Origin of the sequence: Aneurinibacillus sp. UBA3580 (assembly GCF_002375825.1) — a bacterium.
In the GTDB taxonomy this organism is placed as follows: domain Bacteria; phylum Bacillota; class Bacilli; order Aneurinibacillales; family Aneurinibacillaceae; genus Aneurinibacillus; species Aneurinibacillus danicus.
Genome location: NZ_DFMZ01000118.1, coordinates 10830 through 35521 on the forward strand (window position 1 = coordinate 10830; position 24692 = coordinate 35521).

Below are 24692 nucleotides of genomic sequence, written 5' to 3' on the forward strand. Positions count from 1 at the left end.
GCAACGGAAAACCAAACGAAGAAAAAGGAATTCATTTAAATTTGTTACCTGATTTTTCGGATTTGGTTGACATATTAAGCTTTCTCTTCTTATAATTAATGTTAACTATTAATAAAAAATAGTTTACAAATAAGGAGGAGCTATGCTGACACCTGTGTTGGAAACAAAGCCGAAGACGGATTGGGTAGCGCTTGCAGAGGAAGTACTGGCAGGGAAGAAGTTAACGAAAGAAGAGGCATTGACTATTTTACAAGCGCCGGACACGGAAGTGCTGACGCTGCTTCAGGGTGCGTATCGTATCCGCAGCCATTACTACGGAAATAAAGTGAAGTTAAACATGATTATTAACGCAAAAAGCGGTCTCTGTCCGGAGGATTGCGGCTACTGTTCGCAGTCTATCGTTTCGACCGCGCCGATTGAGAAATATCCGCAGCTTTCTAAAGATGTGCTAGTAGATGGTGCATCGAAAGCGAAAGAAGCGAAGGCAGGTACATACTGTATCGTCATGAGTGGACGACGTCCGACGGATAAAGAAGTGGATAACGTGATTGAAGCAGTTCGTGAAATCAAAGAACAGCACAATATGAAAATCTGCGCTTGTCTGGGGCTTATCACTCCTGAACAGGCAGTTCGGCTTAAAGAGGCCGGCGTTGACCGCTTCAACCACAACATTAATACATCAGCGAGCAATCATGCCAACATAACATCCACTCATACATATGATGACCGCATTGCTACATTGAATGCCGTCAAAGAAGCGGGAATGTCTCCTTGTTCCGGCGTCATCCTGGGGATGGGGGAAAGCGACGAAGAGATTGTCGAGATGGCATATGCGCTGTATGAGATCGATGCTGATTCGATCCCGGTCAACTTCCTGAATGCTATTCCGGGTACGCCGCTGGGATCAATGAAAAAAATCGGCGCCATGAAGTGTCTTAAAGCGCTTGCGCTGTTCCGCTACATCAACCCGACGAAAGAAATTCGTATCTCAGGCGGACGAGAAGTGAATCTCCGTCATCTACAGCCGATGGGCCTCTATGCTGCCAATTCGATTTTCGTTGGTGACTATCTGACAACAGATGGTCAGAAAACGCAGTGGGATCATGAGATGATTGAAGACCTCGGCTTTGAAATTGAAGAGTGCGCATTTGATAGCGGGCCTCCGGTATTACATCAATAAATGCATAGACAGATCAGCATAAAAAGCTTCCCTTAAGCGGGGGAGCTTTTGTCATGATAGAATAATTTGTTAAAATAATAACAGAATAAGAACAGCAAGTAAAAAGCAGGGAGTGGAGAAAATATGGCAAGAGCCACATATATACAGCCAAGCTTGGAGGAATGGCTGGAGAAATTTCATTTTATGACCAAGATTACGATTCGTTATTGTGAGACCGACATGTCCGGTCATCTGAATAATACCAGTCACCTGATTTATTTCGAGCAGGGACGGGTTGAATATTTTGATAACCTCGGCTTCGGTGATCTGGTGCTGGACTATAATGCGGACTTAATGGTGGTAGTTGCGGATATTGCCTGCCATTACCATAGCGAAGCGTTCTTTAGGGAGACGCTGCGGTTGGGCGTACGAGTAGCACGGCTCGGCAATAGCTCCCTGGAGCTGGAATACTGTCTAATTGCAGAAGAGAAGAATAGACTCGTGGCAACGGGGAGAGGAACAATCGTACTTTTGGATAAGAAAACAAGACGAAGCGTACCAATTCCTGAAAAGGCACGTGAAAGCATTGCTTTATTCGAGCAAATGGAGCTGATTGGATAAGTCCATGTTTTTCCACGGCATTCCCCTTACGTATCTGTACATACAGTATCCCGTGCTATCGTCGCGGCAAAGTACGGGCCATAGAACGAAAGAGCAGTCCGAAGATCGAAAACATCTGATTGAGCGTTTCGGTTTAGAGCCTGTACATTTGCTCGAATATCGACGGCATGATTACGGTCTGCAGGATTGCTTAAAAGCGTGTTTCGGGTTCGGTGATGTCGTATTTGCATTCCGGAGTGTACCGCTTCCTATGTGGCAAATCAGTCGACATGAAATCGGCGTACCAGCGCTTAGTTTGCATCGGGTGCGCTGGATTTTTGTTCTACGCTCCGATTACCAGAAGGAATTACAAGCCCTTTTTCCCACCGTTCCTATTTTTATCCTGCGTAAAGGAAATGGAAAGTTTTGTGCCTCCTCTAAAAGGGGAAATGCCTATTAAAAAATCCTTAGGGGAGCGTACGGTAGACGAGCAAATTTTTTACAGGTAAATGAACAGGGAAAACGCGGAGCGAATATAATGTGTCGCAGGCCCAAATTTCCCGCTTCCCTGAACCACCTATCTTTCCGGGTCATAGACTATGGTGACTGTATCCCTAGCCTTGCACTTGAGAGCCCAGGCCAAGGAGGGGTAGCACTTTTGAATAACGAACAGAAAGCCAAGCCACTGTTGACCAACCGGGAACGAGAGGTATTTGAACTTCTAGTACTAGACAAGACAACGAAGGAAATCGCGCAGCAATTGTTTATCAGTGAGAAAACTGTCCGCAATCATATCAGCAACGTCATGCAGAAACTGAACGTAAAAGGTCGTTCTCAAGCAGTTGTTGAACTTGTTCGTTTAGGTGAATTAAAAATTTAATCTCACCTTGAACGACAGCCCGCCTCATATGAGGGGGGTTTTTTATGTCATAAAATCTTACGTAAAACTTGACGTAAGTGCTATTCCTGCGTATCATTTTTTCAATATAACGAGGAAAGAATGACGGTGGGGGAGGAAAATGAAAGAACAATCCGGTTTTTTCGCACGTATCTCCCAACTGCTGGCTCGCGGAGTGGGAAAACAGCAAATGAATATGTTCTATGGACAGAGAGGAAGCGATTTACGCCAGGAAGCCTGGATGCGTTCCATTCTTAAGGAATCTCAGCGCCATTCTGCTTTCCTGCAAACCCCTCTGCGCGGACTAACTTATACGTCTTTAGATATTGAAACAACAGGCTTTCACCCTGAGCACGGTGATGAAATTCTTTCTATTGCGGCTGTACGTGTCAACGGAAACAGGCTGTTAGAAACAGAACGGTTTTCCACCTATGTTCATTCTACGATTCCCATCCCACCTCATATTACTGAATTAACAGGAATTACGGAAGAAGAGGTAGGGAATGCACCGCCACTGGATAAAGTGTTTGCTTCGCTTGAAGCTTTCATCGGCAGCAGTATTGTACTCGGATATTACATTAGCCATGAATTGAAATTTTTTAATCACTTTCTGTGGCGGACAGCTCGTCGCCGATTTGGGTATCGTACATTGGAGATGAAGAAAGTGGCTGAATGCTTGTATCCTGAGCTTGGTGCCTATGGAATGGAAGAAGTATTGGAGAAAGCGGGGATTCAAATTGAAAATCGTCATCATGCATTGAGCGACGCGCAGATGACGGCTAAACTGTGGATTGTTATGCAGGAGCAATTAGAGGCCGCCGGTGTAGAAACATTAGAACAGTTGTATGCTCATTTGGCAAACGGGCAAAGAAGGTAAAAAAGAAGACAGTGTGTATAAGGGTTATTTTCTACACGCTGTCTTCTTTGTACCACTTGCCCACGATAAGGGTGGCATCATCGTCAATCCGTTTCATCTCCTGTACCAGACGTTTGAGCGTCTTCTCAGGAGAAAGGCCATTGGCTATAACGTACTCCCAATTATTAGGTAACTCAATTCCGTCAGAAAACAGGACAATGGTATCATCAGGATAAAAGGGAAGATACCGTTCTATAGCGCGAAAAGGGCGGCCATTGAGAAATCCTGGGTTTGAAATCAGATACTGTTTTTTGCGTTCCCGTGTTACCACCAGACAAGTAATATTTCCGATCCCTGCATAGGCAACCTGTTGATTGCGGTTATCAATCATGGCAATTCCCACTACGGAACCGCGAGAACCGTGGAGAGAACGGTTTCCTTCTTGAAGGAGACTGAGCGGGGTATTTCCAGCTTCGGCACGCTTCTCGATTTCGTCAATCATTTTTTGGGCCGCGTCTCTGGCATCAGGGCCGCTTCCTAACCCGTCTGCAATGCTGATCAACACCGTATCACCGTACGATTTGACAAAGTAACAATCCCCTGACGGTGTGTTGGGCTTTTTAGATGTATGATGGACACTGTACTGAAAAGAATACAAAGGAAAATCCTCCAGATCAATTCCTATTCCGAATTCTTCATATAGGCTTCTCTCATCTGCTGAAGTGTCTTGCGCAGAATACGGGAAACCTGCATTTGAGAGATGCCCAGTTTCTCACCAATTTGACGTTGTGACCATTCTTCATAATATACATAATGGATGACCTGACGCTGCTGCTCATCCAAATTTTCGAGCAGATCGGCCAAATCCATTTTGCGATCCACATCTAAAAAGCCCGGATCCTGCTCCGGAATCATATCCATCAGTATATGGGAATCCTGCTCTTGATTATCAGCTTTCATTGGGGTATCAAGGGAAAGAACATGGACATTTCCTTTATTCTCCATAATCTCCAACACTTTCTCTTCACTGACTTCAAGCCTTTTCGCGATTTCATCAATGCGAGGTGAACGCTGCAGCTCGATGGTTAATTCATCAATCGTCTTCTGCAGTCGGTATCCCATCTCTTTAATCGTCCGCGGTACACGGATGCTCCATGTTTTATCGCGGAGATAGTGTTTCATCTTACCGACAATGGTTGATATGGCATAGGCATCAAAATTATGGCTTACATCACTGTCAAATTTATCGATAGCACCTAATAAAGCGAGCATGCCCACTTGGTATAAATCGTCCACCAAATGAAAGTCGCGGGCCATTTTGGAAGCGAGTTTTCTTATTGTCGTCTGGTAGTTTTCAAGTATTTGCTCTAGTACTTCTTCTGAGCCGATTTCCTGGTACGTACGGACATATTCGGTAATGTCACGGTTGAATGATTTCCTGGTGGACGTTTGGCTCACTTTCGCTCACCTCATCCCTCTTGAGATATTTAGTTAGTGAAACTTTAACCCCCTTTTCTCCAGTGTCATACTCAATTTCATCCATGAGTGTTTTCATCAGGTAAATTCCCAGTCCGCCTACATCGATTTCATCGAGGCTTTTTCCGTGAAGTGAAGAAGCTTCTTTCTTCAGTTTCTTAGCGTCAAAGGCGGCCCCTTCGTCACTGACGATAATCTGCAGACGATCGACCTCAACATGAAAGTCAACGCTTATCTCACCAACTTCGCTGTTTTTATAAGCGTGGCTAACAACGTTGTTGCACGCTTCTGCCAACGCTACCTTAATATCCTCGATGTCGTTATATGTAAATCCCATCTGATAAGCGAGTCCGGAAACGGTTAAACGAATTACGCTTATATAATCGGCACGTGCCGGAACGTTTATCTTGACGTGGTCATTCAATTCTGGCATACGAATCCCCCCTGTAAAAATTACGCAATTGTTATATATTGATCGACGCCTGAGATTTGGAAGATCCGCTGGATTTTCTTAGGAACTTCCTCTAAAAACATCTCACCATTAATGATTTTGCGCAGCTTAAGTGCCGCTACAAAAACGCCAAGACCGGTACTATCCATGTAATGAAGGTTTTTCAAGTTAACTTTTAGCGTTCTGCTATCTTTTTCAGCGAGCGGGAGCAGGGTCTCACGTAGCCGGGGAGCAGAAGCCAGATCTAGATCACCATGAATGTATACGCAGATCTCTTTCTCTTTTTCCTCGGTTTCAACTAAGAAGGGAAGCTGGTTCATTATGTTCACCTCTACTATCAGTATATGTACACGATATTTTCCTTTACCTCGGAAGAGAGGAAACCAAACAAAAAGCTATGTGAAAAATCCAATTTACTTTTTACGAATCATAACAATCGTGTGGTCGTCATCTAACTGATAGTTTTTTTCATCAATGGCATGCTGATACATATGATTGACGATTTCCTGTGCAGGAAGCGACAAATCCGCGCTGGAGATAGCCTCGCGCAGAATGGAATTGTCATCCGGCTCATCGGAATCTTTTCGCTCGGTTACTCCATCTGTATACAATACTATGAAATCTCCGGATTCAAGCTGAATGGCTTTCTCCTCATATTTTACATTGGCGTCTACACCTAAAATCAGCCCTTTGGTATTCAAATCTTGAAATTTCTTCGATTTGGCTTGATAATAAAGCGCGGGTTCATGACCGGCGGAGGAGTAGGTAAGAATAGAGGTTAACGGGTCATAAATCGTATAAAACATTGTAACAAATAGGCTCGGATCGGCATTTTTTAATACTAGACGGTTCAAATAATCAAGAATCATATTGGCTGGTTTTACGTCATTTTCCAGTGTGTCCATCGCATACTTGATCATCGACATGCAAAGAGCAGCCGGAATCCCTTTGCCTACGATATCCGCCACCAAAATACCTAACTTGTTTTTTCCGTGTTTTGTGTAGTAGTAGAAGTCACCAGACATCTCACGTGCAGGAGTGCTGATAAAACCGACCTCCAGGTCATGGAATCCATGCTCGAACGTGTGTGGATACAATTTTTTTTGCATAGAAATGGCAACATTAATTTCGCTTTCCAACTGTTTTTTCTTTAGACGCAGGCTTTGCCGCTCTTGATACGCCATGCCAAATGATACCATGATTTCCATCAAAAACTGAAAAGAACGTTCCCATTCCCTTGGCAAAATATATCCGTTTTCTTTCATGATGTTGATGTGAAGGGCTAGAATATCTTCTGGTGGAATATCTTTTTCGATGAGCGATTTACTAAGTTGCTGACCGGCATACAGTTGATGTTCACCGGGATTTCGCAGATAGTGGAGCATGATTTTTTTATAATACTCCTTCACTTGTTTCAAAAAATGCCCTCCTTCCTTACTGGGCTATATCGTTTGTTGGTTAGAAAAGCTTCCATTTCACCGCCGTAACTAGCGTTCCCTTGCCTTCGCTGGATTCAATTGAGAATTCATCCATCAGGCGCTTTACGCCCGGCAGTCCGGCCCCTAATCCGCCGGAAGTAGAATATCCATCCTCAAGTGCTTTCATTACATCTTTAATCCCTGGTCCATTGTCGCGAGATATTATTTTGATACCTACCTTGTCACCTTCATAAACAGGAGAAACCTCAATCTCACCCTGCTTGGCGTATAGATAGATGTTGCGAGCTAATTCAGAAATAGCAGTAGTAATTCGTGCCTGGTCCACTTCTCCGAATCCGAGGGATTTAGCGAGATCTCGCCCGCTTTGTCGGGCAACAACGATATCCCACTCGTTATAAACATGAATGCTAGGATTGTTGTCCACCTTTATCCCTCCAATAACTGCTTCAATTTTTCCAGGCCCTGTTCTAAATTCATTGCGGTTTTAATATTGCGGAAGCTAATGCCTAAATCGATAAGTGTAATGCTGACCGCCGGTTGAATCCCGGTAAAGACGACTTGGCAGCCTAGCAATTCGGACATCTTGACGACATCGCCCAGCACACGGGCAATATAGCTATCAATCATCTGTACGGAGGTAAGGTCGATCACAACCCCTGTTGATCCTGTTTTATGAATCATATTCAGCAGGTCTTGCTGGAATTGAACAGCTGTTTTATCATCGAGCTCAATTTGGATAGAAACAAGCAGATAGTTTCCGAGTTTTAATATTGGGATTCTCATCGTAGCATCTACCCCCTTAATTGATCTCCTTAATTTCTTTTCCTGTTCTAGCGAGAGCTACGCGAAGGCCCTGGCTCATAGAGCTTAATGTGGTAAGCATGTCCATATCAATACCTAAGCTGATCATTGTTTGCGCAATTTCAGGTCTGATGCCTACTACAATGCATTCAGCGCCGATGAGATGAATAGCTTCCGCCGCTTTGACGATATGCCGCGCTACCATCGTATTCACTTCAGCCACTCCCGTAATATCAATCAATACTACTTTGCTTTCGTTTTTAATGGCTCCGTAGAGAAGGTTTTGCGTAATTAATTCTGCGCGATCCGTGTCAATAGCTCCAACAATCGGCATAACTGTAATATTTTCTAATAAAGGAATCAGTGGGGCTGATAATTCCATTATAGCCGAACGCTGCGCCAGCAGCTTATTTTTCCAGGAAATGGAGTAAATGTCATGGATAAAGGTAATCAGATGCAAGAAGAATCGATCCATTTCTTTTATTAAGGGGAGTATGAAAGCAGGATGCTGTTTAACCTCTTCCGTTTCCAACAGTATGTCCCGAATGAGATAGAAAGGTTGAATGACTTCAGAAACAGGGATATCCGCTTCCATACACGGTGGAACATAACGGTAGCAGGACTGTTCGATATTGTTTATTGCCTTTTCACGTTCTTTTTCCTTATCCGAGAAGAAATTGGAAAGGTGAAGAAGAAAGCCATCCTGTGTCATATGATTAATGAATGTTTCAATCGTCTGACTGTGTGAGGAAGGAACAGCAGACCTCCTTTCCCGCCACAGTTTTTCGATTTCATCGGTATTTTCTTGAATAAATTGTTGAGAAGTTTTTTTAAACATAGTAGCACTCCTATCTTCGAATTGTGCCTTTTGATATATCGTTTGCTTTGCTGCGCAACGGTATATGCTGTAATACAAACCTTCCCACTTTATCTTAACATAGTTCTCAGGCAGAAAAATACGGGTAATGAACATCAGAAAAACAACATAGATGGGAGGAAGAATTTCTTCTCCCGCCATCCTTCGGCATGACTCATTTACATTGTCTTTGAATCTATGCGCAAATGTATTGCTGTTTCATATACTATCTGAAAAACTTCCGTGCTATTCGAATACCGTGGGGACAAGGTGAGGCAGCAGGCGCTTGACCGTTCGCTATAGAAAGCGTATCGTTTTTGAGCAGGAGGACCGATTGTACTCCATTGCGTTTATCACTCCTCTTTGGATAGAATATAATGCGCTTTACCACCCCATCCAAAGGATTAAACTTAAAATAAAGAGGAAAGGTTACGCTCAGGGATTGTGAAATTCGAATCTTGTATTTCATAGATGAAATCCCCAAGATAAAAGAGAACGACTGAGAGAAGGAAGCGACTAGGAGAATGAAACAAGGAATAGGAATTATTGATTCAGGCGTCGGCGGACTGACAGTGGCTAAGGAAGTGCTGCGCCAGCTGCCGCGCGAAGCGATTTATTATTTCGGAGATACGGCCCGGTGTCCCTATGGTCCAAGGCCTGCTGAAGAAGTGCGGGCGTTCTCGCTTCAGATGATCGAATTTCTGCTGAAGAAGAACATCAAAGCGTTAATGATCGGATGCAACACTGCAGCTGCTGTGGTCCTGCAGGAAGTGAGTGAATGGCTCGATATCCCGGTTATTGGAGTTATCGAGCCGGGTGCCCGTACCGCTATTAAGGAAACGAAGACGGGGCGTGTGGCCGTCATCGGAACGGAAGGAACGATTCGCAGCGGTGCGTACGTCAGCGCACTAAAAAAACTAAATCCGCAGATTCAAGTTGTAAGTCTGGCCTGCCCTTCGCTTGTTCCTCTGGTGGAAAGCGGGAGGCTGCATGATAGGGAAGGGCTTGAGGTCGTGCGTGAAGCGCTGCGTCCGCTTGCGGAAGAAACATTTGATACGTTAATTCTCGGTTGTACGCATTATCCGCTTATTGCTCACTTCATCCAGAAAGTTGTAGGGCCTAATGTTAAGCTTATTAGCTCTGCGGAAGAATCAGCCCGGGAATTAAGCGCAATGCTTTCGTTTCGACGCATGCTCGCAAATGGGGGGGACATCGTTAATCCGCAGCACCGTTTTTTTGCAAGCGGCAATCCCGAGTTATTTATGTCCATCGCGGAAGAATGGCTCCATATTAAAGTCTGTGCTCATCAAATCAACTTAGAAGGAGAGAGAAAATAAAATCTGGACAAAGCATGTATAAATCCTGTTCAGGCTCGTATACATAGTAGTACAAAATGAGCCTGAGGAGGGGAAGCTATGGCACGCAGGTTATTTTTGCTAAGTGCCTTTATGGGTCTTTTATTCGTGCTAAGCGGTTGTGGACTGTTTGGCCCGAAGGATGCACCAAGCAATGGAGAAATTGATCCGCCTCGCTTGCAATCACAACCGGCGGCAGGAAGCGATAAGGTGAACGAACTGTCGGCCGACCAGAGCAAAAAAGCGGACAAACCGGTTAGTATGCACAAGGTGTATGTGCTTGACACAGACGGTTTTGTTGTGCCCTGGGAGATAGAACTGCCAAAGTCTGAGGGCATGGCCAAGCAAGTGCTGAATTACATGGTACAGGGAAGTGAAGCAGAGAAATCGCTTCCTCCGGGTTTCCGTGCTGTTCTTCCTAAGGGAACGAAAGTGCTCGGTATGACAATCAAAGACGGAGTAGCAACAGTAGATTTTTCGCCGGAGTTTAAGAAATATAAAGCGGAAGACGAGCAAAAAATTCTAGATGCTGTAACCTGGGCACTGACAGAGTTTGATGCTGTAAAAGAGGTAAATATCTGGATTAACGGACATCCGCAGGAAGTCATGCCGGTTAAAGGAACCCCGATCTCCCATCTAAGTCGTGAGAATGGTATTAATATGGAACTGTCTGATGCTGTTAAGCCTGGTCAGGCTATGCCGGTAACCTTGTATTTCCAGAATCAAGTATCTGACAATCTAACGTATTTTGTTCCGGTAACCCGTTTGATTCCAGAAACGGATAACAAAGGGCTGGCGGTTGTTAAACAATTGATTGAAGGGCCTAAACAGGGATCGCCGCTTTTCTCTGCCCTGCTTCCCTCTATGAATGTGAAAAGCGTAAAACAGCAAAAGGACATTATGATAGTCGATTTTGATAATAAAATTCTTTCTTATAATCAGGGGCAGGCAAGCCCGGATGCGCTCGAATCCGTAGTGCTGTCTCTTACAGAGAATTCCAGCGCGCAGAAGGTGCAGATTATGGTGGATGGCAAGAATACGGTTAAGGCGGGCGCTATTGATTATACAAAGCCGGTGACTCGTTCGATGATTACGGACAGCCAGGCGTACTAAGGCGAGAGAAAGAGTGGGGGGGTCCCCACTCTTTCTCTATCACGACAGCCGGGCAGCCGGATAGTACATGTTCCATGACGGGTTGTGCTATAATAAGCCAGAAATGACAAGTGGGAGGGAATGGCATGAGAATCGATGGACGGGAATACGATCAGATTCGACCGGTCACCATTACCATGGATTATATAAAGCATGCGGAAGGTTCTGTTTTAATAGAAGTCGGAGCAACAAAAGTCATCTGTACGGCAACGGTAGAAGAGAAAGTTCCTCCGTTTATGCGCGGACAGGGTCGTGGCTGGGTGACGGCCGAATATTCTATGCTGCCCCGCGCTACGGAGACACGCAACATACGTGAATCCAGCCGCGGCAAGGTAAGCGGCAGAACGCAGGAGATTCAACGTCTTATCGGACGTGCGCTTCGTTCCGTGGTAGACTTAGAGGCGCTCGGAGAACGTACAATCTGGCTTGATTGCGATGTAATCCAGGCAGACGGAGGGACCCGCACGGCTTCCATTACCGGCGCGTATGTAGCCATGGTATCGGCGATGGGCAAGCTGGTGGAGAAACAGGCTATATCAGGGCTTCCTGTGACTGATTTTCTTGCGGCTGTAAGTGTGGGCATTCTTGAAGAAAAAGCGCATCTTGACCTATGCTATGCTGAGGATTCGCAAGCGAAAGTGGATATGAATATTGTGATGACGGGCCAGGGGAAATATGTTGAAATACAGGGTACAGGGGAAGAAGCGCCGTTTAGTCCAGAAGAACTCCAGGAATTGCTTGCATCCGGCAAAAAAGGCATTACGGACTTAATCGCTGTGCAAAAACAAGTGCTGGGTGTACTCGGTGAAGGGATCGGAAATATGCTTAAGGAGAAAACGAAGAATGTCTAAGCACACTTTTCCATGGAAACGCATCGTCCTGGCTACGAAGAACAAAGGAAAAGTCCGTGAGTTCAGCCGCATGTTTAAAGGGTTTGATGTGGAAATTGTGACTATTGCAGATTTGCCGGATATGCCTGACGTGGTGGAAGACGGGGAGACGTTTGAGGCAAACGCGCGCAAGAAGGCCGAAGCAATCTCACATGCGACCGGCCTTCCGGCGCTGGCGGACGATTCGGGGCTTGAAGTGGATGCACTGGGTGGAAAACCCGGCGTATATTCGGCCCGTTTCGCCGGGCCAAACGCCACTGATAGTCAGAATAATGCCAAGCTAATAGCATTGATGCAGGATATTCCGGAAGCAGAGCGCAAGGCCCGTTTTGTTTGTGTACTGGCGCTTGCGATTCCGGGCGGCGAGACGCTGTTTGCGCGGGGTACATGTGAGGGACGCATCGTGCTTGAGTCGAAAGGAGAGAATGGCTTTGGATATGATCCTCATTTTTTCCTGCCGGACAGGCAGCAGACGATGGCCGAGCTTGCGCCGGAAGAGAAGAATCGGATAAGTCACCGGGGTGAGGCGGTAAGGAAGTTAGAAAACGTACTACGGGAGCGTTTTTTATGAAATTGATAGTGGTAAGTGACACGCATGGAAGCACGGAGCATTTGCCGGCGATTCTGGCACGTCATTCCCACGAGGCTGCCTTTCACTGTGGAGACTTCTGTTATCCACGCGGGCAAGCGCCTGAATTTACTTATGTAAGGGGCAACTGTGACAGCGACATGGACACGCCTGAAGAGAAAGTCACCGAGCTAGGTCCCCTGCGGATTTTTCAAACGCACGGACACATATACGGAGTGAAGCAGAGCGCAATGCGCCTGCGTTACCGTGCCATGGAAGTCGGGGCAAACCTTGTTCTGTTTGGCCATACCCACGAAATCACCGCCATCTGCGAGAACGATATTTTATATGTCAATCCCGGCAGCCTTTTGCTGCCTCGTTCGTATTTTTCAGCGACTTATGCACTGCTTACTGCGGAACAAAACGAGGAGGGGGTACGGGTAGAAGTCTCTTTTTATTCGCCGGAAGGAAAGGAACAGCCCGGCCTGAGTCGTACCTTTATGCTGCCGCCTGCCGTTTCTAAATAATAAATGTGGTTCAACCGCGTAGTAGAGAGGTGGAATGGAGGATGCCACAGAACAATAAGGAAAACGTAATTTTGTTTCCGGGGTTCGTGGAAGAGAATTTGCGGCAGGCAAGAGAAGCGTCCGAGGAAGAGCGGTATGATCAAGCGCTTGAGTATGTACAGGAGATTTTGCGCCTTGCGCCGGAGCATACGGAAGCGTTCCTTGCTGCGGCAGATATTCTTATCCGGGCTGGTCGCCTGGAGGAAGCGCTTCCGCTCGTCGCGCAAATATGGGAAGAGCAGAGCGGGAATATTGCGGAGACATTTCGCACCTATCTTGGGCTTCTTCTGAAGCTAGAAGAGTTCGAAAGAATCCGGCAGTTGTTAGAACAAGCGACAATGATAAAGGAATTAACGCCTTTTATGCATGAGATTCAGGCGATTCAGGAGACATTTCAAATAGTAGAGACCCAGAAAGAGCAGTGGGAAGAGGAAGACCGCTTCTCACGTCAGACCGCTCTGCAAAAGGCAGAAATGGATCCTGCTTATGTCTTGCGCCTGTATGAAAAGCTGGAGGGCGGAACATTCGAAGAGCAGCTCGGGGCGCTTGAACAGCTTAAATACATACCTTCACCGGAAACCGTTTCGGTGTTAAAAGAATATATGATGCTTGTCTACCCTGATCCCATGCTGAAAACATTTGCGCTTCGGGCATTGAAGCGAATGGGGGAAACGGGCCGGGTCTTTCTTTATAAATTCGGCCAGAAGTTTGAGACGGTGATTGAACAGGTACCTCTGCACGATGAAGAAATGCCGGACGGCGAGCGCAAAGTGCTGGAGTGCCTGTCCCGTGTTGCCTATCAGCAGGACGCCTCGTTTGTTTCATTTGCCTTTCAATTATGGATGGAATACTTATTTGCCATTTATCCGCTCCATCCGCCTGTCGATGCTCCTGAGGAATGGGCGGCGGCTTTGCATTACAGCGTAACCAGACTCCTGCGCATGGAACAGAATGAACGCGAGGTTGCCGAATTGTATCATGTTTCTCTTCCTTTAATTAAGCGGAATTACCAGACGCTGACGGAAGTGCTGCATCTGGACGCCCGATCGCCAGAATAAGTAATAATTTCCTTTTTTCTGCATTTTGTGGCGTAATTCATTGCTGCCCCTTTTTCTTGGCTAGTTTTCCTTGCAGGGAAGCAACACTGTCCATTCCGTTTCAGAAAAAGCAGCCAATTGTCTCCCTCTTCGTGCTGCCCAGATGTTTTGGATGCGCTGAAATTCGGACAGCCACGGACAGTGATACATCTATGCAACGGAAAACCAAACGAAGAAAAAGGAAGTCATTCTATGTAGAGTTGAAAAGCAATTTGATTATGATATAATGAAATGGTTATAATGGCAGATGTAACACAACATACATAGTGTGGATTTTTATAGGAACACGTGTATTGGTTTATAGATCTTTAGGAGGGGAAAGTTTAAATGAAGGCAACTTGGGAAAAGTTAGAGAATAACCAGGGCGTACTAACGATCGAAGTCGAAGAAGCCCGCGTAGATCAAGCAATCGATCAGGCGTTTGCAAAAGTCGTTAAGAAAGTAAACGTTCCCGGATTCCGTAAAGGTAAAGTGCCGCGCAAGATTTTCGAAGCGCGTTTTGGGGTGGAATCCTTATATCAAGACGCACTGGACATTATCCTGCCGGAAGCTTACACCGAGGCTGTTCAGGAGACAGGCATTGAACCTGTTGACCGTCCGGAAGTGGACGTGGAACAAATAGGTAAAGGCCAGCCGCTCGTTTTCAAAGCGACAGTAACGGTAAAACCGGAAGTAAAACTGGGCGACTACAAAGGTCTGACAGTAGAGGAGAAAGATTTCACTGTAACTGACGAAGCGGTAGAAGAAGAGCTGAAACAGATGCAAAACCGCAGCGCTGAGCTTGTTGTGCTTGAAGACGGTGCTGCTATTGAAAAAGGCGACTACGCTATTATTGATTTCAAAGGCTTCGTAGACGGTGAAGCATTTGAAGGCGGCGAAGCAGAGAACTATCAGCTCGAAATCGGATCCGGCACATTCATCCCGGGCTTCGAAGACCAAATTATCGGTCTGAAGAAAGGCGATGAAAAAGACATAGAAGTTACATTCCCGGAAGATTACCATGCTGCAGAGCTGGCGGGCAAACCGGCTGTATTTAAAGTAAAAGTAAATGAAATCAAGCGCAAAAACCTTCCTGAGCTGGATGACGAGTTCGCAAAAGACGTAAGCGAATTCGATACGCTTGACGAATTGAAAGCTGATATCAAGAATAAGCTGGAAGAAAAAGCGAAAACAGACGCTGAGAATTACAAGAAAGAATCTTTAATCGAAAAAGCGACTGAGAATGCGGAAATCAATCTGCCTGAAGTAATGGTTGAAAACGAAGTTAACCACATGGTGAACGATTTCGCACAGCGTCTGCAGTACCAGGGTATGAATCTGGACTTGTACTACCAATTCACCGGCCTTGATGAAGAGAAGCTTCGCGAGCAGTTCCAACCGGATGCTGAGAAGCGCGTCCGCACAACATTGGTGCTTGAAGCGATTGGAAAGGCGGAAAATGTGGAAGTAACAGATGAGGACGTAAATAACGAGCTTGAAGAACTGTCCAAGCAATACAATCGTCCGGTTGAAGAGCTTCGCAAAATCTTTGAAGGTCGCGATAACTTGGAAAGCCTTAAAAACGATATCCGCATTCGCAAAACGATTGACCTGCTTGTCGAGAACAGCAAATGATGTCATAATAACAACAACTAGTAACAAGGCACGAATATTCGTGCCTTGTTTTTCCAAACCAAAATACATACCGGGTTGTGAAGGGAGGATTATTGCGTTATGAGTGTTATACCTTATGTTGTGGAAAGTACAAATCGGGGGGAGCGCGCGTATGATATTTACTCCCGTCTATTGAAAGACCGCATCATCATGCTGGGATCTGAGATCGATGACCAGGTAGCCAATGCGGTTGTAGCGCAGCTGTTGTTTCTGGCTGCTGAGGATCCGGACAAGGACATACACTTATACATAAATTCTCCCGGAGGCTCAATTACAGCAGGCATGGCTATCTATGATACCATGCAATTCATAAAGCCCGACGTGTCGACAATCTGTATCGGCATGGCTGCCAGTATGGGTTCGTTCCTACTGATGGCCGGGGCCAAGGGTAAGCGGTACGCGCTGCCTCACAGCGAAGTAATGATTCATCAGCCGCTCGGAGGAGTCCGGGGACAGGCGGCGGATATCAAAATCCATGCCGAATGGATTCTGAGAACCAAAGAAAAGATTAATCAAATCTATGCTGAGCGTACAGGTCAACCGCTTGATAAAATTGAGCGCGACACGGACCGCGACCGATTTATGGATGCCCTTGAGGCCAAAGAATACGGGTTAATTGACGAAGTCATCACTCGTAATGATCAAAAGTAAGGGGTGATTTCATGTTTAAATTCAATGATGAAAAAGGCCAACTCAAGTGCTCGTTCTGCGGCAAGACTCAGGATCAAGTGCGCAAACTTGTGGCTGGTCCCGGAGTATACATTTGTGATGAGTGCATCGAGCTGTGTACGGAGATTGTGGAAGAGGAATTAGGCACAGAGGAAGAAATCGATCTGAAAGAAATTCCGAAGCCGCATGAAATCCGTGCATTCCTTGACGATTATGTTATCGGACAGGAAGCGGCCAAAAAATCGCTTTCCGTTGCGGTCTATAACCACTACAAGCGCATTAATACAGGCTCAAAAATCGACGATGTAGAATTGGCCAAGAGTAATATCCTGATGCTTGGACCGACGGGAAGCGGGAAAACGCTGCTTGCCCAGACTATGGCTCGCATTCTAAATGTACCGTTCGCTATTGCGGATGCTACATCTCTAACCGAAGCGGGATATGTAGGGGAAGACGTCGAAAATATTCTGCTTAAACTGATTCAGGCTGCCGATTACGATGTAGAGAAGGCTGAGCGCGGCATTATCTATATCGATGAAATCGACAAGGTGGCGCGTAAGTCGGAGAATCCGTCTATCACTCGTGATGTATCCGGTGAAGGCGTACAGCAGGCGCTGCTTAAAATTCTTGAAGGGACGGTTGCCAGCGTACCACCGCAAGGGGGACGGAAGCATCCGCATCAGGAATTTATCCAAATCGATACGTCCAATATTCTGTTTATTGTAGGCGGAGCGTTTGACGGTATTGAGTCGCTTATCAAACGTCGTGTCGGCAAGAAGGTCATCGGTTTCGGCACCGATATAGAGACAGGCACAAGGGATTTGAAGTCAGGTGAATTCTTGCAAAAAGTATTGCCCGAAGACCTTCTCAAGTTTGGATTGATTCCGGAGTTTGTTGGTCGTCTGCCGGTCATTACGACGCTTGAGCCGCTGGATGAAGATGCGTTAATCCGAATCCTGACTGAGCCGAAGAATGCGCTTGTTAAACAATATCAGAAGCTGCTTGAAATGGATGATGCAGAGCTTGTATTTACAGACGGCGCGCTGCGCGAAATCGCTAAAGAAGCGATTAAACGCAACACCGGTGCCCGCGGCTTGCGCTCCATCATTGAAGGCATCATGCTTGATATCATGTTTGACCTGCCGTCCCGCGACGACATTGTCAAGTGTGTTATCACGGAAGAGACCGTTAAGCAAAAAGGCAACCCGGAGCTTTATACCAAGCAGGGCAAGCTCGTTAACGATAACAAAAAACCTGAAAGTGCGTAATGTATTTCTCAAAGGCCATCGGAGTTTTCCGGTGGCTTTTTTTGCTTTAATTGTGCATGTTTATGTTGTTTTTTCTTAGCTGGTTTTCCTTTGCAGGGAAGCAACACTGTCCATTCCGTTTCAGAAAGACGGGCAAGTTCAAACCATTTCGGAAATATGGAGCGGGCATGATAACTTCTTCGCAGAAAACACAGACGTATTTTCCCCCCTGCGCCGCCTTATCTCAAATTTTTATTTATGCAACTCCTCACTTCGTTTTCCTGTGCCTCATTTTTCGTTTATTCCCCCACCTTCTAGGCAATAATACACGTAGAAAACAAGAGGTGCTGGCTTTTCACTTCTCATACATAGGAGGGACATATGAACTGGACATTACTACTTACGCTGATTCAAGTTTTTTTTGCCGTTATCATCGGCATGTACTTCATGAGCCTGCTGAAAAATCAGCGCAGCAGCCGCACATATGTAGACCGTGAATCAAGAAAAGAAATGGAACAACTGCGTAAGATGCGTTCCGTTTCCTTATCTGAGCCGCTCTCTGAAAAAACCCGTCCTGCTACGTTAAGCGACATCGTTGGACAGGAAGACGGGATCCGTGCTCTTCGCGCCGCATTATGCGGACCCAATCCACAGCACGTGATTGTCTACGGTCCCCCCGGGGTCGGTAAAACGGCAGCAGCCCGCGTTATCTTAGAGGAAGCCAAAAAGCAAACGGCCTCGCCATTCAACGAACACTCACTGTTTACTGAGATTGACGCTACGACCGCGCGCTTTGACGAACGCGGTATTGCCGATCCGTTGATTGGTTCTGTACACGATCCAATTTATCAGGGGGCAGGCGCTATGGGCCAGGCCGGTATTCCTCAGCCGAAGCCTGGGGCAGTTACAAAAGCGCATGGGGGCATCTTGTTTATTGATGAAATTGGGGAGTTGCATCCGATTCAGCTCAACAAACTGTTGAAAGTGCTTGAGGACCGTAAAGTGTTTCTTGAAAGCGCCTATTATAGTGAAGAAAATCAGCAAATTCCGAAACATATTCACGACATTTTTCAGAACGGATTACCTGCTGATTTCCGCCTTGTCGGGGCTACCACGCGTACGCCGGATGAGCTGCCGCCCGCACTTCGTTCGCGATGCCTTGAAATTTTCTTTCGTCCGCTTGTCCCTTCTGAAGTGTACAAAATTGCGAAAAACGCTGCGGAAAAAATAAAGATGGAAATAGAAGAGAGCGCCGTCGAACTTTTAACCCGTTATGCTACCAATGGGAGGGAAGCGGTAAATATGGTGCAGATTGCGGCTGGAATTGCTATTACGGAGCAGCGCAAGAACATCGCCCGAACAGATATCGAGTGGGTGGTCAACAGCAGCCAGAAGTCGCCCCGACCGGACAGAAAAGTGCTGGGAGGCTCTTTCGTCGGACTGGTTAACGGATTGGCCGTCTATGGTCCAAACATGGGAGCGCTGCTTGAAATTGAAGTTACCGCAGCAAAAGCACCTGCACCGGGAACGGGCACTGTTACGATTACCGGCGTTGTCGATGAAGAGGAGATGGGAGGCAAAGGGAGAACGCTGCGCCGCAAATCTATGGCGCGAGGATCGCTTGAAAACGTGCTAACAGTGTTGCGCCTGCAGGGTATAAATACCCTGGATTATACGCTGCATGTTAATTTTCCGGGAGGAGTGCCCATTGACGGTCCATCTGCCGGAATCGCGATGGCAACGGCTATCTATTCTGCCATTACAAAGCAGCCGATCGATAATTATGTAGCCATGACAGGCGAGTTGAGCATTCACGGTACAGTTAAGCCGGTTGGTGGCGTAGTTGCCAAAGTGGAGGCCGCACGCTTTGCAGGGGTCAAAAAGGTGTTGGTGCCGAAAGAAAACTGGCAGGAAATTTTCAGACAGGTGGAAGGCATTCAGGTGATTGCGGTCGAGCGATTGGATGAAGTACTGCATCATGCCACTCTGCCACAAAACGAAGAGGAAGCCCAGCCACTTCCGGCCGCTTTGCGCCAGGCAGCCGAAATATTAAATCCTTCTCCTACTTCCATTTAGAAAAAACGCTTTCCTGTGCTTCAGGATTAGACAACGAACAGCAGTTAAGCTAAAATGAAGTGAAGACAACCTTGTATTTGGTACAACTTTCTTGCCAATACTACAGGGATTTGGAGGTAGAAAAGATGGGAACAAACGAAAAAGAGAGACAAATCCCTCTTCTCCCATTGCGAGGATTGTTGGTATTTCCGGGTATGGTTTTGCATCTTGATGTAGGACGTGCCAAATCGGTAAAAGCGCTGGAAAAAGCGATGGTAGACGATAACCTCATTCTTCTATCTACACAGGAGGAAGTACATATTGAGGAACCAGAAAAGGAGCAAATTTTTACGATTGGTACCGTGGCCAAAGTAAAGCAAATGCTCAAGCTGCCAAATGGAACGATTCGCGTGCTTATAGAAGGGATTAGCCGCGCAAAGATAGAAGATTATCTGCAGGAAGACGAGTATTTTGAAGCTCAGATTTCCTACCTGGATGAAGATCAGGAACGAAGTCCTGAAATTGAAGCGCTTATGCGCACCGTACTTGCCAATTTTGAGCAGTACATCAATTTATCTAAGAAGATTATTCCGGAGACGTTCGCCTCTGTTTCCGATATTACCGAGCCGGGTCGACTGGCAGACATTATCACTTCCCATCTGCCGCTTAAAATTCGCGACAAGCAGGACATTCTCGAAACCATTGATGTTAAAGCACGCTTGGAAAAGTTGCTTGGCATTCTAAACAATGAACGTGAAGTGCTGGAGCTGGAGCGAAAAATCGGGCAGCGCGTGAAAAAGCAGATGGAAAAAACGCAGAAAGAGTATTATCTGCGTGAACAGATGAAGGCCATTCAGAAAGAGCTCGGCGATAAAGAAGGACGCGCAGGAGAAGTAGAAGACTTGCGCAAAAAGCTTGCGGAAGCGAATCCTCCCGCCAATATTGTTGAAAAAGTGGAACGTGAGCTCGAACGACTCGAGAAAACACCGCCGACCAGCGCAGAAGGTAACGTTATCCGCACTTATATCGATTGGTTAATCGCGTTGCCGTGGACGAAGCGGACAGAGGATAACCTTGATTTGCACCATGCGGAGCGTGTGCTCGATGAAGACCACTTCGGTCTTGAAAAAGCCAAAGAGCGTGTACTGGAATATTTGGCTGTTCAGAAATTGGTCAATAAGCTGAAAGGACCCATTCTCTGCCTGGTAGGACCGCCGGGCGTCGGTAAGACGTCGCTGGCCCAGTCGGTAGCGCGGGCATTGAATCGCAAATTTGTCCGCATTTCTCTTGGTGGTGTGCGCGATGAAGCGGAAATTCGGGGGCATCGCCGCACTTATGTAGGCGCAATGCCGGGACGGATTATTCAGGGTATGAAAACCGCTGGCACGGTAAATCCGGTATTCCTGCTTGATGAGATTGACAAGATGTCTATGGATTTCCGGGGAGATCCGGGGGCTGCGCTGCTTGAGGTTCTTGATCCGAATCAGAATGATACGTTTAGCGATCATTATATCGAGGAACCATACGATCTGTCTTCAGTTATGTTCATTACAACGGCCAACGCGGTACATACCATTCCACGACCGCTGCTTGATCGTATGGAAATGTTGTACATTCCGGGATATACAGAAATTGAAAAGCTGAAAATCTGTCAGGATTACCTGCTTCCGAAACAGATGAAAGAGCATGGTTTAGGACGTGATCGTCTGCAGGTTCAGGAGGAAGCATTGCTAAAGGTGGTTCGCCAGTATACCCGCGAAGCCGGTGTCCGTAACCTGAACCGGATGATGGAGACAATCTGCCGCAAAGCGGCGCGCATGATCGTAGCCGGAACGAAAAAGCGGGTCGTCGTCACGGTGAAAACGCTCGAAGACATGCTGGGTAAACCAAAATTCCGGTACGGTATGGCCGAAGAAGAGGACCAGGTAGGTGCAGTGACTGGTCTTGCCTGGACGGAAGCGGGCGGTGATACGCTGACGATTGAAGTGTCCGTCGTACCCGGGAAAGGCAAACTTACTCTAACCGGAAAGCTGGGCGATGTAATGAAAGAATCCGCGCAGGCGGCATTTAGTTATATTCGTTCCCGCTCAAAAGAGCTTGATATTGACCCGGAATTCCATGAGAAATTCGATATTCATATTCACGTACCGGAAGGCGCCATTCCAAAAGATGGTCCGTCTGCAGGTATTACGATGGCGACCGCGCTTGTGTCTGCACTGACAGGAGTTCCGGTGTCTCGCGAGGTTGGTATGACAGGCGAGATTACCCTGCGGGGCCGGGTACTTCCTATCGGGGGATTGAAGGAGAAGGCACTGGCCGCACACCGCGCCGGACTTACAACTGTCATCATGCCGAAAGACAACGAAAAGGATATTGAAGACATTCCAGAAAGCGTGCGTCGTGATATGAAATTTATCCCGGTGGAACACCTCGATCAAGTATTGAGCGTAGCGCTGATGAAGGTGGCCAGAATATGAAAGTAACGCAGGCCGAATTTGTCATCAGTGCAGTTTCCTCCAAACAGTATCCGGAAGGCTCCCTGCCAGAATTTGCGTTGGCAGGGCGTTCTAATGTAGGCAAATCTTCCTTTATCAATAAAATGATTAACCGGAAGAATCTGGCCCGTACTTCCTCTAAACCGGGAAAAACGCAGACACTTAATTATTATCTGATCAATAAAGAACTGTATTTTGTTGATTTGCCGGGATATGGCTACGCCAAAGTATCCAAAGCGGAAAAAGCAAAGTGGGGTAGGATGATGGAGGAATACCTCCAGACGAGAGAACAATTGAAGGCAGTTCTTCATGTGATAGACTTACGGCACAAGCCAACGAACGACGACCAGGGAATGTTCGAGTATTTAAAGCATTATGGTATTCCCGTGATTGTCGTAGCTACAAAAGCCGATAAAATTCCGCGCGGCAAATGGCAAAAGCACGCCAAAGAAATTCGGGCCGTGCTTGGCATGGACAAAGAGGATCCGATGGTTCTATTCTCAGCTGAAACGGGTCAGGGTAAAGAAGAGGCCTGGTCCGCTATTTGGGCAAAGATTCATGAGGCTCGCCTGGCAGAAGCGGTACCTGATCCGGAGCCTGTGGAAGAAAACGAGCATAAATGAGAGAAAGGGGCCCCCATTCACCGAAGGGGGTCCCTTTCTACGTTCATTGCTGCTTCTGAGAGGATTTTAGTTTCATTCCGCAGTGCGGACAGTATACCGCAGCAGCCGTGATAGAACTTGTTTGATTGACTCATACAGTTCCTCTATATCTCAATTTCCTCGCTTGCGAAGGACAAGGCTGAAGCTAGAAGGATGTTTTTCGTTTTTTTACCCAGGACATCACCTGTTCGGGCTGAAGCTCTGCCAGAATCATACCGATAAAAATAAATAAACAACCGATTAGCGCCCGTCCTCCGAGAATTTCTTCATTAAATAGATACGCGGTGGCTGCCGCAAACACCGGTTCCATTGCGAAAATCAGCGCAACCCGTGTCGCCGTCGTAAAGCGCTGGCATTCGGTTTGTGCCAGAAACGCCAGTGCTGTCGCAGGTACGGCGGTAATCAACAGTGCCCAGTACACGGTCGGTGTGGCGAGTGTTTTCCATGTCAGTGTCGTCTGCCAGTCCTCAAAGAAGAAAGCGGCCCCTCCGCTTAATACCGCTACCGTAAGAATTTGCACGAACGCCAGTGCCAGCGAAGGAAACTGGGGCGCATAACGTCCGGTAAAGATGATTTGTAGCGCAAAAGAAATTGCACAGAGGAAGACAAGCACATCGCCCTCGTTGACGTTTATCGTATCTCCAAGCGTTAAGAGATACAATCCGACAGTAGCAAGCATAACACCGATAACGGCAGGCGGTTTGGGCCTTTGCTTTAGAATCAAAAGGGCAAAGACGGGCACGAGCACGACCGACAATCCGGTAATGAATCCTGCTTTCGACGAGCTCGTATAGAGCAGGCCGATCGTCTGAAATGCATAGCCGCAGAACAACCAGATCCCCAAAATCATTCCTGCTATGACCAGCTTTCCGTTCATCTTATGTAATTGCGGACGGTAAAATAACAACAAAAACAATAGCAGGAATACCGAAGCCAGCAAAAAACGCACACCGTTAAATGTGAGTGGGGGCAGTGTGGCAATGGCGTTCTGCACAACAACGAATGTCGCTCCCCAGACGAGTGCCACCAGTAATAAAATTCCATCCGCTATCATAGATTTTCTCAACTTGTTCTCACCCTTTCTCTCTGTAAGGCATCTATATTCTATAAAAATTTCTAATTATATACAGATAATCTTTATTATAACGAAAAGCAAGAGATGAACAATAGATAAAATTTTCTGTTAATGAAAAGATGAAGAGCAGGTAAATCATGGTTTTATAGAGAATTGTTCTTATTATGAAAGTTCATCTCTGGGAGGAATGCTGATGGAAAACTTGTTAAAGACGCGTAGCGCCCGTTCCGGCCTTGCAAAAGTTCAGCGGGTCGCTAAACGTATGGCCCCTGTCTTAGAGCGCGCCGGTTCATTTGAACGATGTGCTGAGGAAATCCGACGCATTATGGATGAAGAGTTGAGCCATGATGAATATTTTGTGTTCGTCGATGAGAAAGGACTTGGTTTACTGCATACAAATCGTCTGCGGGAAGGCACATTATTTAGTGATAAAGTGGGTGAGAAAGCCGCTACCACGGATATACCGCTTCTGCAATTGTATCCGCGCAATACGGGCGAGGTGCTGATTGATGCTTCATGTCCGGTCATTAGGTTTGAAGACGGACAGCGGTACAATTTGCGGATGGGGCGTCTGGTGCATAGACCGTTCCTTATGCCCGCCGTCTACGGACTGGGAGTTTTCCCATCGCTTATTATGATTATTGCAGGATTGGCCATAATAAAGGCTGAACC

25 protein-coding genes and 1 pseudogene are annotated in these 24692 nt (G+C 46.6%); 17 read left to right on the top strand and 9 right to left on the bottom strand.

Annotated elements, in window-relative coordinates; genetic code table 11:
- Positions 1-142 precede the first annotated feature (142 nt).
- From bioB to B2899_RS16375, 4 genes are all read left to right on the top strand, one after another.
- Positions 143-1180, top strand: coding sequence for a biotin synthase BioB (gene bioB / locus B2899_RS16360; protein WP_146812118.1), 1038 nt, complete (start codon positions 143-145; stop codon positions 1178-1180).
- Positions 1181-1303: 123 nt separating this feature from the next.
- Positions 1304-1780: an acyl-CoA thioesterase gene (locus B2899_RS16365; RefSeq protein ID WP_286887177.1), complete on the top strand. Its 477-nt coding sequence runs from the start codon at positions 1304-1306 to the stop codon at positions 1778-1780.
- Between the two features lie 637 nt (positions 1781-2417).
- Positions 2418-2639, top strand: coding sequence for a helix-turn-helix domain-containing protein (locus tag B2899_RS16370; RefSeq protein ID WP_272561932.1), 222 nt, complete (start codon positions 2418-2420; stop codon positions 2637-2639).
- Positions 2640-2778: 139 nt separating this feature from the next.
- Entirely contained in the window at positions 2779-3534 is a 756-nt protein-coding gene (locus tag B2899_RS16375) for an exonuclease domain-containing protein (RefSeq protein WP_286887180.1), read from the top strand.
- Positions 3535-3565: 31 nt separating this feature from the next.
- Here the strand turns inward: B2899_RS16375 and B2899_RS16380 are convergent, their stop codons facing one another.
- The 8 genes from B2899_RS16380 to B2899_RS16415 all read right to left on the bottom strand — a co-directional run bounded on the left by B2899_RS16380 (position 3566) and on the right by B2899_RS16415 (position 8518).
- Complete coding sequence (locus B2899_RS16380) at positions 3566-4171, bottom strand: SpoIIE family protein phosphatase (protein WP_286887182.1); 606 nt, start codon at positions 4169-4171, stop codon at positions 3566-3568.
- Positions 4172-4194: 23 nt separating this feature from the next.
- On the bottom strand, positions 4195-4971 hold the full coding sequence (locus tag B2899_RS16385) for a sigma-70 family RNA polymerase sigma factor (protein ID WP_146808279.1): 777 nt from the start codon (positions 4969-4971) through the stop codon (positions 4195-4197).
- Complete coding sequence (gene rsbW, locus B2899_RS16390; protein ID WP_146808280.1) at positions 4934-5422, bottom strand: anti-sigma B factor RsbW; 489 nt, start codon at positions 5420-5422, stop codon at positions 4934-4936. The genes B2899_RS16385 and rsbW overlap by 38 nt, the downstream gene beginning before the upstream one ends.
- A gap of 20 nt (positions 5423-5442) precedes the next feature.
- On the bottom strand, positions 5443-5760 hold the full coding sequence (locus tag B2899_RS16395; protein WP_146808281.1) for an STAS domain-containing protein: 318 nt from the start codon (positions 5758-5760) through the stop codon (positions 5443-5445).
- Positions 5761-5853: 93 nt separating this feature from the next.
- Positions 5854-6849: a PP2C family protein-serine/threonine phosphatase gene (locus tag B2899_RS16400; protein ID WP_286887237.1), complete on the bottom strand. Its 996-nt coding sequence runs from the start codon at positions 6847-6849 to the stop codon at positions 5854-5856.
- 49 nt (positions 6850-6898) lie between these two features.
- Positions 6899-7303 (bottom strand): anti-sigma regulatory factor, encoded by a 405-nt coding sequence (locus B2899_RS16405; protein ID WP_146808283.1) that lies wholly within the window; start codon positions 7301-7303, stop codon positions 6899-6901.
- Positions 7304-7305: 2 nt separating this feature from the next.
- Positions 7306-7662 (bottom strand): STAS domain-containing protein, encoded by a 357-nt coding sequence (locus B2899_RS16410; RefSeq protein ID WP_146808284.1) that lies wholly within the window; start codon positions 7660-7662, stop codon positions 7306-7308.
- Positions 7663-7678: 16 nt separating this feature from the next.
- On the bottom strand, positions 7679-8518 hold the full coding sequence (locus B2899_RS16415) for an STAS domain-containing protein (RefSeq protein WP_170230097.1): 840 nt from the start codon (positions 8516-8518) through the stop codon (positions 7679-7681).
- A 542-nt stretch (positions 8519-9060) separates the two neighbouring features.
- Here B2899_RS16415 and racE point away from each other — a divergent pair.
- The 12 genes from racE (at position 9061) to yihA (ending at position 22906) form a co-directional block, all read left to right on the top strand.
- A complete protein-coding gene (gene racE, locus B2899_RS16420; protein WP_146808286.1) occupies positions 9061-9873 on the top strand; it encodes a glutamate racemase in 813 nt (270 codons plus the stop codon).
- A gap of 78 nt (positions 9874-9951) precedes the next feature.
- Positions 9952-11004, top strand: coding sequence for a GerMN domain-containing protein (locus tag B2899_RS16425; RefSeq protein ID WP_286887186.1), 1053 nt, complete (start codon positions 9952-9954; stop codon positions 11002-11004).
- 125 nt (positions 11005-11129) lie between these two features.
- On the top strand, positions 11130-11894 hold the full coding sequence (rph, locus tag B2899_RS16430) for a ribonuclease PH (protein ID WP_286887189.1): 765 nt from the start codon (positions 11130-11132) through the stop codon (positions 11892-11894).
- Positions 11887-12504, top strand: a complete 618-nt coding sequence (locus B2899_RS16435; protein ID WP_286887191.1) for an XTP/dITP diphosphatase — start codon at positions 11887-11889, stop codon at positions 12502-12504. The genes rph and B2899_RS16435 overlap by 8 nt, the downstream gene beginning before the upstream one ends.
- On the top strand, positions 12501-13028 hold the full coding sequence (locus tag B2899_RS16440) for a metallophosphoesterase (RefSeq protein WP_146808290.1): 528 nt from the start codon (positions 12501-12503) through the stop codon (positions 13026-13028). The genes B2899_RS16435 and B2899_RS16440 overlap by 4 nt, the downstream gene beginning before the upstream one ends.
- A 41-nt stretch (positions 13029-13069) precedes the next feature.
- On the top strand, positions 13070-14125 hold the full coding sequence (locus B2899_RS16445) for a tetratricopeptide repeat protein (RefSeq protein WP_286887193.1): 1056 nt from the start codon (positions 13070-13072) through the stop codon (positions 14123-14125).
- Between the two features lie 366 nt (positions 14126-14491).
- Entirely contained in the window at positions 14492-15778 is a 1287-nt protein-coding gene (gene tig / locus B2899_RS16450; protein WP_146808292.1) for a trigger factor, read from the top strand.
- A gap of 99 nt (positions 15779-15877) precedes the next feature.
- Entirely contained in the window at positions 15878-16468 is a 591-nt protein-coding gene (clpP, locus tag B2899_RS16455) for an ATP-dependent Clp endopeptidase proteolytic subunit ClpP (RefSeq protein WP_146808293.1), read from the top strand.
- Between the two features lie 11 nt (positions 16469-16479).
- Positions 16480-17754, top strand: coding sequence for an ATP-dependent protease ATP-binding subunit ClpX (gene clpX, locus B2899_RS16460; protein WP_146808294.1), 1275 nt, complete (start codon positions 16480-16482; stop codon positions 17752-17754).
- A 360-nt stretch (positions 17755-18114) separates the two neighbouring features.
- Positions 18115-19809 carry an ATP-dependent protease LonB gene (gene lonB, locus B2899_RS16465; RefSeq protein WP_146808295.1) on the top strand — a complete coding sequence of 565 codons (1695 nt, stop codon included), beginning with the start codon at positions 18115-18117 and terminating at the stop codon, positions 19807-19809.
- Between the two features lie 125 nt (positions 19810-19934).
- Positions 19935-22265: an endopeptidase La gene (lon, locus tag B2899_RS16470; protein ID WP_286887199.1), complete on the top strand. Its 2331-nt coding sequence runs from the start codon at positions 19935-19937 to the stop codon at positions 22263-22265.
- A complete protein-coding gene (yihA, locus tag B2899_RS16475) occupies positions 22262-22906 on the top strand; it encodes a ribosome biogenesis GTP-binding protein YihA/YsxC (RefSeq protein WP_146808297.1) in 645 nt (214 codons plus the stop codon). The genes lon and yihA overlap by 4 nt, the downstream gene beginning before the upstream one ends.
- A 184-nt stretch (positions 22907-23090) precedes the next feature.
- Here yihA and B2899_RS16480 read toward each other — a convergent pair whose 3' ends face one another.
- The gene (locus tag B2899_RS16480; protein ID WP_146808298.1) at positions 23091-24011 is read right to left on the bottom strand and encodes a DMT family transporter; all 921 of its coding nucleotides are present in this window, start codon (positions 24009-24011) and stop codon (positions 23091-23093) included.
- Between the two features lie 202 nt (positions 24012-24213).
- Between B2899_RS16480 and B2899_RS16485 the strand changes: the two are divergent.
- A pseudogene (locus B2899_RS16485) lies at positions 24214-24692 on the top strand (methyl-accepting chemotaxis protein); the annotation flags it as partial.

What these genes read in the sequence shown, in the direction of transcription:
- bioB (WP_146812118.1), top strand. Translation starts at nt 143, where the DNA reads ATGCTGACACCTGTGTTGGAAACAAAGCCGAAGACGGATTGGGTAGCG.
- B2899_RS16365 (WP_286887177.1), top strand. Translation starts at nt 1,304, where the DNA reads ATGGCAAGAGCCACATATATACAGCCAAGCTTGGAGGAATGGCTGGAG.
- B2899_RS16375 (WP_286887180.1), top strand. Translation starts at nt 2,779, where the DNA reads ATGAAAGAACAATCCGGTTTTTTCGCACGTATCTCCCAACTGCTGGCT.
- rsbW (WP_146808280.1), bottom strand. Translation starts at nt 5,422, where the DNA reads ATGCCAGAATTGAATGACCACGTCAAGATAAACGTTCCGGCACGTGCC.
- B2899_RS16395 (WP_146808281.1), bottom strand. Translation starts at nt 5,760, where the DNA reads ATGAACCAGCTTCCCTTCTTAGTTGAAACCGAGGAAAAAGAGAAAGAG.
- B2899_RS16410 (WP_146808284.1), bottom strand. Translation starts at nt 7,662, where the DNA reads ATGAGAATCCCAATATTAAAACTCGGAAACTATCTGCTTGTTTCTATC.
- B2899_RS16415 (WP_170230097.1), bottom strand. Translation starts at nt 8,518, where the DNA reads ATGTTTAAAAAAACTTCTCAACAATTTATTCAAGAAAATACCGATGAA.
- racE (WP_146808286.1), top strand. Translation starts at nt 9,061, where the DNA reads ATGAAACAAGGAATAGGAATTATTGATTCAGGCGTCGGCGGACTGACA.
- B2899_RS16425 (WP_286887186.1), top strand. Translation starts at nt 9,952, where the DNA reads ATGGCACGCAGGTTATTTTTGCTAAGTGCCTTTATGGGTCTTTTATTC.
- rph (WP_286887189.1), top strand. Translation starts at nt 11,130, where the DNA reads ATGAGAATCGATGGACGGGAATACGATCAGATTCGACCGGTCACCATT.
- B2899_RS16435 (WP_286887191.1), top strand. Translation starts at nt 11,887, where the DNA reads ATGTCTAAGCACACTTTTCCATGGAAACGCATCGTCCTGGCTACGAAG.
- B2899_RS16440 (WP_146808290.1), top strand. Translation starts at nt 12,501, where the DNA reads ATGAAATTGATAGTGGTAAGTGACACGCATGGAAGCACGGAGCATTTG.
- B2899_RS16445 (WP_286887193.1), top strand. Translation starts at nt 13,070, where the DNA reads ATGCCACAGAACAATAAGGAAAACGTAATTTTGTTTCCGGGGTTCGTG.
- tig (WP_146808292.1), top strand. Translation starts at nt 14,492, where the DNA reads ATGAAGGCAACTTGGGAAAAGTTAGAGAATAACCAGGGCGTACTAACG.
- clpP (WP_146808293.1), top strand. Translation starts at nt 15,878, where the DNA reads ATGAGTGTTATACCTTATGTTGTGGAAAGTACAAATCGGGGGGAGCGC.
- clpX (WP_146808294.1), top strand. Translation starts at nt 16,480, where the DNA reads ATGTTTAAATTCAATGATGAAAAAGGCCAACTCAAGTGCTCGTTCTGC.
- lonB (WP_146808295.1), top strand. Translation starts at nt 18,115, where the DNA reads ATGAACTGGACATTACTACTTACGCTGATTCAAGTTTTTTTTGCCGTT.
- lon (WP_286887199.1), top strand. Translation starts at nt 19,935, where the DNA reads ATGGGAACAAACGAAAAAGAGAGACAAATCCCTCTTCTCCCATTGCGA.
- yihA (WP_146808297.1), top strand. Translation starts at nt 22,262, where the DNA reads ATGAAAGTAACGCAGGCCGAATTTGTCATCAGTGCAGTTTCCTCCAAA.